An 11,016-nucleotide genomic window follows, 5' to 3' on the forward strand; every position below is an offset into this window, starting at 1 on the left:
GTCATGCGCGCCAACACCATTTCTCGACGGAGATTCATGTACCTTGGCAGCGCCGCCGCCGCGGGCCTTGTGGCTTCCTTCACCCGCACGAGCCGCGCTCAAGCCCCGAAGCGCCCGCCGAACTTCGTCATCATTTTCACCGACGACCAAGGCTATAACGACGCCGGGTGTTTTGGCTCGAGACGCATCAAAACCCCCAACCTCGACCGCATGGCCGCCGAAGGCGCCCGCCTGACCAGCTTCTATTCCGCCGCGCCGGTATGCACGCCATCGCGCGCGGCCCTGTTGACCGGCTGCTATCCCCAGCGCGTCGGGCTCGCGGCCATCCCCCGCCACGAAGGCGACCTGACCGCGCCGCCCCATCATGTCATGCGCCAAGACTCGCCCTTCGGCCTGCATCCCAGCGAAATCACGCTCGCCGAACTGCTCAGGAACGCCGGGTACGCCACGGGCTGCATCGGCAAATGGCATCTCGGCCACCTGCCGCCGTTCCTCCCGCCCAACCACGGGTTCGACTACTACTTCGGCCTGCCCTACAGCAACGACATGCCCCCCGTGTACCTCATTCGCGGCACCGAAACCATCGAGACGGACGTCAACCAGGAAACCCTCACCGAGCGCTACACCGAAGAAGCCGTCCAGTTCATACGCGGCCACAAAGACGTGCCGTTCTTCCTCTACGTGCCCCACAGCATGCCTCATGTGCCGCTGTTCGTCTCCGGCCGGTTCCGGGGCAAGTCCGAAGGCGGGCTGTACGGCGACGTCATCGAAACCATCGACTGGGGCGCCGGCCAAATCCTCGACACGCTCAAGGAACTCGGCCTCGACAGCGACACCCTGGTCCTGTTCACCTCCGACAACGGACCCTGGTACATCAAGGGCGAGGATGGCGGAAACGCGACCCCCTGGCGCGCCGGTAAAGGCACCACCTACGAAGGAGGCATGCGCGTCCCCTGTATCGTGCGCTGGCCCGGGCATATCCCCGCGGGACTCGTCTCCGGCGAAATCGCTACGTCGATGGACATCTATCCGACGTTCGCGCACCTCGCCGGGCTTCAAGTGCCCCAGGACCGCATCATCGACGGCAGAAACATCTGGCCCATACTCAGCGAACCCGGCGCGAAAACGCCTCACGAAGCGTTTTACTACTATTTCGGCAACGAACTTCACGCGGTACGCAGCGGTAACTGGAAGCTGCGCCTCGAAACCACCCTGCGCGACGAAGACATCTACCGCCGCACCCCCAACCTCGATACCCCCATGCCCGAGGCCCTCTACAATCTCGACGTCGACCCCGGCGAGCAGAAATCGGTCCACAAGGACCATCCCGACGTCGTCAAACGCCTCCACGAACTCGCCGAGAAAGCCCGCAACGACCTCGGCGACGCCCGCACCGGCGTCACGGGCAAGAATGTCCGCCCCATCGGCACGCTCAAGGATGTCCAAGGCTAGCGCTGGGGCCCATCCCTTGTGTCGCGAGACACGCGCCCGCCTTTGCCCTCCTTCCCGCGCCTCAGCCGTGGACGGAATGGCTGAGGGCTGCCTCCTACAACCTTTCCTCGATCTTCCTGATTTCTTTCAGGGCGGTGTGGAGGAAATCCGCGACATCTTCGAGGCCTTGGGTGTGCTCCGTGGCCAGAAAGGCGTCCACGGATTGCATGGCGACATACGGGGCGACCACCATGCTGCCCATGGTCAACACGTTGGCGTTGTTTACGGCGCGGCACATGCGCGCGGTGAATTCGCTTTCGATGACGCTGGCGTATATGCCTTTGAACTTGTTTGCCACAATGGCCATGCCCATGCCGGTGCCGCATACGAGCACGGCGCGCTCCGCCGTTCCGGCCTGGAGCTTTTTCGCGGCCTCCGCGGCCACTTCGTAATACGGGCGGTCATGACCCGCCGAACCCCCGATATCCACTACCTCGTGACCGTGCTTTGCCAAATGCTGTTTCACGGCGTCCTTCAAGTCCACGCCCCATGCATCCGCGCCTACGATGATCTTCATCTTTCACTCCTTAGAAACTGAACTTGTTGCAGCTGGCGTTCAGCAGCGCCGCCTTCAGCTTGGATCTCAAGGCAACACGATACATCATAGCCGAAGGAAAATGCTCCTTCGGGAAAGCGGACCGCGCGGGCGCACTGCAATACGCCCCACCCGGGCTGGCCAACAGACGCCGCTCCCCATGCGCATGCGCCGGTGCACCCCCGTCAATCCCCGCCCTGTGCCAAAAAGACACCGGGGACGCCGTTCCTGGAACGGGCCACTCACTCCGTGTCACGAACCGCGCGGGTTCTAACAGCCACGCAGCGCCAGGAACCCTGGCGGGTGGGTTGTTCGAGGTTGCGGCAAAGGCGTTCCAGGAATTCCGGCCTCGGGATCTCGCGCGCCCCCAAGCGCAACAAATGTCCGTTCGGAACCTGGCAGTCGATGAATTCGAAGTCCCATGCGCGGCACAGCTCGACCAGCGCCGAGAGCGCCGCCTTCGATGCGTCCGTGACCTGCGTGAACATCGATTCGCCGAAAAAGCATGTTCCCAGCGAGAGCCCGTAGAGTCCGCCGGCGAGGGACCCCTCCTGCCAGCATTCGACGGAATGGGCGTAACCCAATTCGTGCAATCGCGTGTAGGCGCGTTTCATCGCCCCCGTGATCCAGGTGCCTTCGCCATAACTCCGGGGCGCTGCCGCGCACGCCGCGATGACTTTCTTGAATGCCGTGTCGAAACGGACCTCGAACGCGCCCCGTTTAAGGGTCTTCCACAGGCTCCGCGAACAGTGAAACTCATCAGGAAACAGGACCATGCGCGGGTCCGGCGACCACCAGAGGATCGGCTGACCGTCCGAGTACCACGGGAAGATGCCGGCCTGATACGCAGCGAGAAGCCGCTCGGGCCGCAGGTCGCCGCCAACGGCGAGCAGGCCGTCTTCATCCGCAAGATGCGGCGGCGGAAACACTAATTCACGGGTTAATCGGAATATGGGCATGGCATGAACAGTCCGCACGCGCGTTCGCGCACTCTATTCTCCTACGCGTCTTCAAACTTGAAGGCGATGGCGTCCCCGTCGACGGTTATCAGCACGCGGCCGCCCTTCTCGAGTTTTCCGAACAACAGTTCGTCGCTCAGGCGATCTTTGACCTCGGTCTGGATGAGCCGTTTGAGGGGCCGCGCGCCGAATTTGGGGTCGTAGCCGTGGTTGGCGAGCCAGGTGCGGGCTTCGTCCGTAAGACCCAGCGTGACCTTCTGCACCACGAGCCGGGCCTGCAATTCGCCGATAAACTTGTCTACAACGCGCTCGATGATGTCCTGGGGCAAAGCGTTGAACGACACGATAGCGTCGAGACGATTGCGGAATTCAGGGCTGAACGTCTTCTCGACCGCGCGCATGGCCTTGCCCTGGCCGCTCTCGAGCTCACGATCGCCGAAACCCATGGTGCGCGCCGCCATGTCACGCGCGCCCACGTTCGAGGTCATCACGAGAACCACATTGCGAAAATCCGCGCGTTTGCCGTTGTTGTCCGTCAGAGTGGCGTGGTCCATGACCTGCAGGAGAATGTTGAAGATGTCGGGGTGAGCCTTTTCGATCTCATCAAGAAGCAAAACGCAATAAGGGTGTTTCCGGATCTCGTCGGTCAGCAGTCCTCCCTGGTCGAAGCCCACATATCCCGGAGGCGCGCCGATAAGCCGCGCCACGGCGTGTTTCTCCATGTACTCGCTCATGTCGTACCGCGCGAAATGAACGCCCATCACCGCCGCGAGCTGCCGTGCGACCTCGGTCTTGCCCACGCCTGTCGGCCCGATGAACAGGAAATTGCCGATAGGGCTCTCCTCGTTGCCAAGCCCCGCCCGGGAACGCTTGATCGACGTGGCCACGACGCGGATCGCGTCGTCCTGTCCGAACACCACGCGCTTCATCTCCGCCTCGAGCACGGCGAGATGCTCGCGGTCCGAAGACGAAACGCTCCGCTGGGGAATCTTGGCCATGGCAGCCACGATCGCTTCGATGTCAGCGGGACGGATGGTCTTGCGCGCGCCTTTGGGCAGAAGCTTGACGCTCGCCCCGGCCTCGTCGATGACGTCGATGGCCTTGTCGGGGAGGCAGCGGTCGTTGATGTGCTTTGCCGACAACTCGGCCGCCGCGCGCAGGGCGGTATCGGTGTAGGTGATGCCGTGATGCTTCTCGTAGTGCGGCTTGAGACCGCGCAGGATCAACACGGTTTCCTCGATGGTTGGTTCCGCGATCTCGATCTTCTGGAACCGCCGCGACAAGGCCCGGTCTTTCTCGAAGGTCTGCTTGTATTCTTCGTACGTGGTCGAGCCGATGCAGCGCAGCTCGCCCGAGGCCAACACGGGCTTGAGCATGTTCGACGCGTCCATGGTGCTGTCGGTCGTCGAACCCGCCCCCACGACGGTGTGGATCTCGTCGATAAAAAGGATGACGTTCTTTCGCTGGACAAGGGCCGCGATCACCGCCTTCATGCGCTGCTCGAAATCGCCGCGAAACCGGGTACCGGCGAGCATGGCCGCCAGGTCCAGGCGAAGGATCTCGATGCCCTCGAGAACCGCCGGCACCTTGCTGCTGACGATTTGAAGGGCCAGTCCCTCGGCGATGGCCGTCTTGCCCACGCCGGGTTCTCCCACGAATACGGGATTGTTCTTGCGGCGCCGGCATAAAACCTGCACGGTGCGGCGCAATTCGGCCTCGCGTCCGATGAGGGGGTCGATCAGGCCGTTCCGCGCGCGCTCCGTAAGATTGACCGTGAAGGCTTCGAGCGGGTCGCGGCGGGGCCGGCCGCCTTCGGTTTCCTCGGTTTCTTCGCCTTCTTCCCCGGTATCTTCTTCCGGTTCGGCATCCCATTCCTCTTTGGAGATGCCGTGCGAAATGTAGGTCAGAATGTCGAGACGGGCAATGCCTTGCTCACGCAGGAAGAAACTGGCGTCGGAATCCTCCTCCTCGAGAATGGCCGCCAGCAGGTCGCCGGCGTCGAGTTCTTTCTTGCCTGAGTAGTGGACGTGTGCGATGGCCCGCTGCATTACGCGCTCGAACGCCAGCGTTTGTTCGGGAAGGCTCTCGGCGCCGCGGGGCACCTTCTCGAGATCGCGCTCGAAGAAGCGCTCGAGGACGCGCCTGATCGCGTCCGGGTCGCCCCCGCAATTCTCGACAATTTCGCGGCCGTACTCGTCGTCCATGAGCGAGTAAAGCAGATGCTCGACGCAGAAATATTCGTGGCGCCGCCGCCGCGCTTCCTGCATGGCGGAGCTCAATGCCAATTCGACGGACCGGCTGATCATGGCCCGATCACTCCTCTTCCATGGTGCACAGTAATGGGAACCCGTGCGAACGGGCCAGGTCGTGCACCGCGGCGATCTTCACTTCGGCAATCTGCGAGGGGTAGACGCCGCACACGCCCACGCCTCCCTTGTGAATGCGGAGCATGATGCGCACCGCGTCAGGGTGGGGGCGCCGAAAGACCGCTTGCAGCACCTGAACGACGAATTCCATCGTGGTGTAGTCGTCGTTATGCATCAGCACCTTGTACCGGCGCGGTACCTTCGTTTCCTCGCGCGGCTTGACGCCCACGCCTTCTTTTGTCCCTGGCACATACTCCGGCACGGTCTTATGCCCACTCCAGGCCGGCGCACGGCGCGCAACGGCGCTCCGCAGCCACCTCTATCCCTTACAAATACGCGATACGCCATTCGTTTATTCTATTCTACACCGTTTCGGCGGGTCCGTGCAGCAGCCGCCCCGCGCCATGAGAATATTCAACCGAAGAGGGCGGAATGGCGAGTGGGAAGACTCGCCCTCCGTCCTTGTCCTCCGTGTCTTTACGTGAGTTCATGTTCGCTTGCACAATGGCGCAAACCCTCGTAGACTGCGTGCGAGCGTCAATGGTTGCAGAAGCTTCTCAAGATGGTCATGTCTCAAGACCTATAGGAACACATGCTATGGCTAATCCCGTTCGCATCAGTACGTTTGGCACGCCGGCCGTCCGTTTTTACGACGGAGCGAAAAAGCTCGGACAGGAGGCCGTCGATGCCATGCTGGCGCACTGGCGCGCGCAGCTTGCCCTCGTTCTGCCCGAGAAGCCCGACCTCATCGTAGTCCCCGAGGCATGCGACCGGTTTCCCGACCACAACAACGAGGAACGCTTCGAGTATTACAAGATCCGGGGCGACCAGGTGCGCGACGCGTTCGCCGCCGCCGCTAAGGAACACGGATGTTATATCGCCTATTCAGCCGCACGGGCGCTCGAAGACGGGAGCTGGCGGAACTCGACGCAGCTCATCGACCGCAACGGCAAGGTCGCGGGCATCTACAACAAGAACCATCTTGTCATCGAGGAACGTACTCGCTGGGGGATGCTCTACGGCGCGGAAGCCCCCGTGTTTCAATGCGACTTCGGCCGCGTCGCCTGCGCCATTTGTTTCGACCTGAATTTCGACGAGCTGCGCCTCAAATACGTCGCGCAGAGACCCGACCTCATCGTCTTTTCGTCCATGTACCACGGCGGCCTGATGCAGGCGTACTGGGCATACTCGTGCCGGGCGCATTTCGTGGGCGCGTGCTCCGGCCTCCCCAGCGCCATCCTTTCCCCTGCGGGCGAGATCCTGGCAACGACGACGAACTATTTCTCCTGCGTAACCGCCACCGTGAACCTGGACTGCGCGCTGATCCATCTCGATTACAACTGGGACAAAATCCGCGCCATGACCGACAAATACGGGCCAAAGGTCAAGATGCACGACCCCGGGCTCCTGGGAGCCGTGCTCATCAGCAGCGAAACCACCGAATTCACCATCAACGACATGATCAAGGAATTCGGAATCGAGCTGCTCGACGACTACTTCAGGCGAGCCCTCGACCACCGGCACGCCCCAGGCAATATCGAGGGAACGGCCTGACAACCTCGTACATCTTCCGTAAGATGAAGGATTTACAGGGTTTCCGACCGCTCCGGCCATTTCATTAAGCGCAGATTTCGCACTATCAAGCGCCGCTCGCCATGGCAAACCTGTAAATTGTCCACGGGTTGGATAATCTGCAGGGACAATCCCCGGCCCACAGCGGCCCCCCGCGTGCGGCTCTCCCTTCTTTATTACGCCGCGTCGTGGATACGAATCGTGCGCTTGCATTGCCGGCACTGGACGGCGTCCGTGTCAGCGTCGGGAGCCACGTTGATGGTCTCGCCGCAGCGGCAACGGAACGTGGTCCACGCGCCGGGGTTTCGTTTCACGACCAGTGGCGGTTCCGCGTCCGTGGCCAGTCCTCTCGTGGGCGGCGGAGGCGGGGTTTGCGCGGCATCACCCAGCGCGTTGGCCGCCGCCACAGCGGCGACCGGAATGGCCGATTCCCGGTGGCATCTCGGGCATGTGACCGTGTCGCGCTTGAAATCAGGGGGGAGTTTCAGACGCAACCCGCACGCGCAGGTAATGAAGACGAAACTGTTGATGCTGCGCAGCGCGTCCGTGGCTTTACGCCATTGCGCTTTCTTCTGGGCAGTCTTTCCGGCTTGCTGCGCTTCGGCATGAGCGCCGCGAATGGCCGCGCCCGCGCCCGCGGCCAGCGCCGAGGCGGGCACGCCAACCGCCGCCCCCACACGTTCCGACGCCCGCTGGTATTCGGCAAACGACGCGTTGCCCGCCATGCCGCGGAGGATCCGGATGCGCTCCTCGGTCGGGGGATGTGTCTGCATGAGGCTGAACGCCGACATCTTCTGCTTGTAGGGGTTGCAGATAAACATCGGCGCCGTGGTGCGGTTGATGCGCGCGAGTTGCTGGCTGTCTTGCTCAATGACCTCCAGCGCCGAGGCGAGCCCCTCCGGATAGCGCGTCAAGACCGCGCTCTGGGCATCGGCAAAGTATTCGCGGCGGCGCGAGGCTGCCAGGTAGATAAACTGCGCGAGAATCGGCGACAGGATCGCCAGCACCAGCGCCAGCACCATCATGAGCGCTTGCGCCTGGCCGCCTTTGCCGTTCGAGGACGACCGCGACCGCCGCCGCCCACCCGACGAGTAGAACATGCCCCGCACGTAGATGTCCGAGATCATGACGATTGCGCCCGCCATGATCCCCAGCATCTGCATGAACAGAATGTCGCGATTGACAATGTGACCCATTTCGTGCGCGATGACCCCTTGCAGCTGGTCGCGGTTCAGCCGCGAAAGAAGGCCCGACGTGATGGCTACCGCCGCGTGCTCCTTGTCGCGGCCGGTTGCGAACGCGTTCAGAGCGGGATCATCGATGATGTAGACGGCGGGCATCTTGCCCATGCCCGACGCAATGGTCATCTCCTCGACCACGTTAAACAGTTGGGGATGGTCCTGCTTCTGGATTTCCCGCGCCCCGCTGACCGCCATGAGGATCGAGCCGCCGTTGTAATAGGCCACCGCCGTCATGACCGTCCAGATGCCGCCCGCGATCACCACGCCGAAAAGGCCTCCGGCAATCGGGACGGGGTACACCTGGCCGCCCGCCGCCACGTCCACCGGAGCGGGAAACAGGGACATGCCGATGAAAAAGCCCAGCGCCCCAAGCAATAGGAACATGGTTGCGGCAAGATAAGTGGATTTCCGCTTGTTCCCGCGTATGGCTTCCCACATTGGCGCCTGTTTCCTCTCGAAAACAGCCCGGGCAGGCACGCCCGAGCCGGTGCCCACGACACCGCCGCTCTGTTAGTTAGAACTGCACCTTGGGCGCTTCGCGCTCCGCAGGCTCTTCCAGCTCGAAAAACTCTTCCAGCTTGAAATTGAAAATGCCCGCCACGATGTTGCTCGGAAACATCTGAACCTTGTTGTTCAGATTCATGACCTGATCGTTGTAGAACTGCCGGGCAAAACCGATCTTGTTCTCGGTCGAGGACAGCTCTTCCTGCAGCGCCAGAAAGTTGGTGTTGGCCTTAAGTTCCGGATACGCCTCGACAACCACCCGCAAGCCGCCCAGGGCCTGGTTGAGCAGGTTTTCCGCCTTCGACTGCTCAGCTACGCCTTGCGCGCTCATGGCCGCGCTGCGCGCCTGGGTAATCTTCTCGAAGGTTTCGCGCTCGTGTTTCGCGTATCCCTTCACGGTTTCCAGCAGATTCGGGATCAGGTCGTAGCGCCGTTTGAGCTGCACGTCCACCTGCGCCCATGCATTCTTCACTTCGTTGCGCAACCGGACCAGCCCGTTGTAGATACCCACGAGCCACCCCAGCCCGCCCAGCACGATAACCGCCAAAACTACAAACACCATGGCAACACTCATGTTGAGACCCTCTTCCCGGTTGCGCCGCGCCACCCCGGCCGGGGCGCTGCAGGCCTGTTCTCACCGCTCACGCCAACCTGAACAGACTCCGAGCCTATGGCTCGACGTCCGTTTCCGACTCACCATCCTTTACAAATATGTTGCGTAAGAATTCGGAAATTTCACGTCCGCCCGCGAATTTGTGCGCATGCTCCATGACCGCCACCAATTCGCCCTTGTCAAAAAACAGCCCGTGATTGTGCGGGCAGCGATCATAGACAATGGGGGACCCTCCCCCGAAAGCTTCCTTGAGCATCGGCGTATCGCAGGCAGGGCAGGGCCGTTTTGCTTCGGTGGCGGCGACTTCCTCGCCCCGGGAAATCAGATTGGCCACGTCAGGCGTCTCAAGGCCCAGAAGCAACTCGAGCTCCTGTTCATCCAGCCATACCCCGGAACACTCCGTGCAGAAATCCACCTCCACGTCGGCATATTCCAGCATGATCATCGGCTCTCGGCAAACCGGACACAGCATATCCACTCTCCCAGACTCGCCCCGAAAACATTCTACTCAACCCGCGGCCCGATTGCGAGATACATCAAAACAACCGCAGGATAACTCGGCGATTGGGGGTCTCACACGTAGACACGGGGGACATGGAGCAAATAGCGCCCGAGCCGAAGCGAAATCCGCTCAGTTCCCCGTTCATGATGCGGGAAATGCCGCCATTCAACAAGGCCTCGCCAGAATTGGGCAAGCGTCCGAGTCTGATACGTGTCAAGCGCAGAGAGGTCAATATTCGCTTGTAGTGCGCCTTTGTGGCCCTCTGCTCGGATTAGAGTTCCACGAAAACGGCATCCTCCACAATGAGGTCTGCACGAAACCTTCCGCCAGACCGGCTCCCGCAAAGCTTGATAGGGATTTGCAGACTGTTTCACAGCCCGGGGCCCGTTTCTCGATGAAGGGCCGCCGTTCCATCCACAAAGATGTTTCCCGTCTCATCCGGTTCTGGAGGATTCGGTCTTCGTGTTTCCCGCGTCATCGGTTCTTCTCTTGGAGGTAGCGGTGGATGGCCCGCGCGAGGTCATGGCCGAAAAGCCGTGCCGTTTCGGGAGTGACGGGGGTCCCTCCGGCGTTGGCATACGGAATCTCGATGGTGGCGGCGGCGGGTCCCCCTGCCAGTCCCGCGAGCCATTGAGCACAGTTCCCCGTGCCCGTGTTCCATCCCACGCCGTGGGGCATGTCGTAGCGCGGCGAATAGACGATGGGACCACTCTGCACGGACTCGAGCATGGCCGCGAGCACCTGCGCGCGCGCCCACGCTTCATGGTCAGGGCCGCCCACAAAAAATACCTGTTCGTTATCGCCGGGAGCGCCCGCGCCGCCGCGAATCCACGGGCAATGCAGGTCAAGCCCGACGGCGAGGCTGCCGCCGGACCACGACGGCACATACGCGCGGATTGCCTGTACCTCCGGGTAGATGCTGTGTTCGATGTAGTCACGATTGTGGTCATGCGGGGCACGATTCTTTCCCTGGTCGCCCTGCTCGACGCCGTCTTTGTCCATAAAGGGGACCGCCAGCATCACGGCGTTCTTGCGCAGCCAGCGGCCATGGGGGGTGTCACCCACCGCCGCCTCGAGCACGCCCTCCAGCACGAAGTTCGCCATGGTTTCGCAGGCGTGATGGCGGCAGAACAACGCGACCCGGTGCCGGGTATCGCCCTTCCGCGCGCCAACCTGCAACCACTCGACCCGCCGTCCGCGGGCCGACGTGCACAATTCACCGGTTTCGATGCG

At 62.1% G+C, this 11,016-nt stretch carries 10 protein-coding genes; 2 read left to right on the forward strand and 8 right to left on the reverse strand.

Annotated features, from left to right (window positions below; genetic code table 11):
- Positions 1-3: 3 nt before the first annotated feature.
- Positions 4-1,452 (forward strand): sulfatase, encoded by a 1,449-nt coding sequence (locus tag PLJ71_17295; protein HQM50448.1) that lies wholly within the window; start codon positions 4-6, stop codon positions 1,450-1,452.
- A gap of 94 nt (positions 1,453-1,546) precedes the next feature.
- On the opposite strand, the gene PLJ71_17300 is transcribed toward PLJ71_17295, so the two are convergent.
- The 4 genes from PLJ71_17300 to PLJ71_17315 all read right to left on the reverse strand — a co-directional run bounded on the left by PLJ71_17300 (position 1,547) and on the right by PLJ71_17315 (position 5,613).
- On the reverse strand, positions 1,547-2,008 hold the full coding sequence (locus tag PLJ71_17300) for an RpiB/LacA/LacB family sugar-phosphate isomerase (protein HQM50449.1): 462 nt from the start codon (positions 2,006-2,008) through the stop codon (positions 1,547-1,549).
- A gap of 260 nt (positions 2,009-2,268) precedes the next feature.
- Positions 2,269-2,985 carry a leucyl/phenylalanyl-tRNA--protein transferase gene (gene aat, locus PLJ71_17305; GenBank protein HQM50450.1) on the reverse strand — a complete coding sequence of 239 codons (717 nt, stop codon included), beginning with the start codon at positions 2,983-2,985 and terminating at the stop codon, positions 2,269-2,271.
- A gap of 41 nt (positions 2,986-3,026) precedes the next feature.
- The gene (gene clpA / locus PLJ71_17310; GenBank protein HQM50451.1) at positions 3,027-5,291 is read right to left on the reverse strand and encodes an ATP-dependent Clp protease ATP-binding subunit ClpA; all 2,265 of its coding nucleotides are present in this window, start codon (positions 5,289-5,291) and stop codon (positions 3,027-3,029) included.
- A gap of 7 nt (positions 5,292-5,298) precedes the next feature.
- Positions 5,299-5,613, reverse strand: a complete 315-nt coding sequence (locus tag PLJ71_17315) for an ATP-dependent Clp protease adaptor ClpS (protein ID HQM50452.1) — start codon at positions 5,611-5,613, stop codon at positions 5,299-5,301.
- Positions 5,614-5,948: 335 nt separating this feature from the next.
- Between PLJ71_17315 and PLJ71_17320 the strand changes: the two genes are divergently transcribed.
- Positions 5,949-6,905: a carbon-nitrogen hydrolase family protein gene (locus PLJ71_17320; GenBank protein ID HQM50453.1), complete on the forward strand. Its 957-nt coding sequence runs from the start codon at positions 5,949-5,951 to the stop codon at positions 6,903-6,905.
- 194 nt (positions 6,906-7,099) lie between these two features.
- On the opposite strand, the gene PLJ71_17325 is transcribed toward PLJ71_17320, so the two are convergent.
- From PLJ71_17325 to PLJ71_17340, 4 genes are all read right to left on the reverse strand, one after another.
- Positions 7,100-8,602 (reverse strand): M48 family metallopeptidase, encoded by a 1,503-nt coding sequence (locus PLJ71_17325; GenBank protein ID HQM50454.1) that lies wholly within the window; start codon positions 8,600-8,602, stop codon positions 7,100-7,102.
- Positions 8,603-8,678: 76 nt separating this feature from the next.
- Positions 8,679-9,242, reverse strand: coding sequence for a LemA family protein (locus PLJ71_17330; protein ID HQM50455.1), 564 nt, complete (start codon positions 9,240-9,242; stop codon positions 8,679-8,681).
- A gap of 94 nt (positions 9,243-9,336) precedes the next feature.
- On the reverse strand, positions 9,337-9,753 hold the full coding sequence (locus tag PLJ71_17335; protein HQM50456.1) for a zf-TFIIB domain-containing protein: 417 nt from the start codon (positions 9,751-9,753) through the stop codon (positions 9,337-9,339).
- Positions 9,754-10,257: 504 nt separating this feature from the next.
- Positions 10,258-11,016 (reverse strand): peptidase M14 (locus tag PLJ71_17340; protein HQM50457.1); only part of this gene is annotated, 759 nt, incomplete at its 5' end.

Source organism: Candidatus Hydrogenedentota bacterium, assembly GCA_035416745.1.
Taxonomy (GTDB): domain Bacteria; phylum Hydrogenedentota; class Hydrogenedentia; order Hydrogenedentales; family SLHB01; genus UBA2224.

What these genes read in the sequence shown, in the direction of transcription:
- PLJ71_17295 (HQM50448.1), top strand. Translation starts at nt 4, where the DNA reads ATGCGCGCCAACACCATTTCTCGACGGAGATTCATGTACCTTGGCAGC.
- PLJ71_17300 (HQM50449.1), bottom strand. Translation starts at nt 2,008, where the DNA reads ATGAAGATCATCGTAGGCGCGGATGCATGGGGCGTGGACTTGAAGGAC.
- aat (HQM50450.1), bottom strand. Translation starts at nt 2,985, where the DNA reads ATGCCCATATTCCGATTAACCCGTGAATTAGTGTTTCCGCCGCCGCAT.
- clpA (HQM50451.1), bottom strand. Translation starts at nt 5,291, where the DNA reads ATGATCAGCCGGTCCGTCGAATTGGCATTGAGCTCCGCCATGCAGGAA.
- PLJ71_17320 (HQM50453.1), top strand. Translation starts at nt 5,949, where the DNA reads ATGGCTAATCCCGTTCGCATCAGTACGTTTGGCACGCCGGCCGTCCGT.
- PLJ71_17325 (HQM50454.1), bottom strand. Translation starts at nt 8,602, where the DNA reads ATGTGGGAAGCCATACGCGGGAACAAGCGGAAATCCACTTATCTTGCC.
- PLJ71_17330 (HQM50455.1), bottom strand. Translation starts at nt 9,242, where the DNA reads ATGAGTGTTGCCATGGTGTTTGTAGTTTTGGCGGTTATCGTGCTGGGC.
- PLJ71_17335 (HQM50456.1), bottom strand. Translation starts at nt 9,753, where the DNA reads ATGCTGTGTCCGGTTTGCCGAGAGCCGATGATCATGCTGGAATATGCC.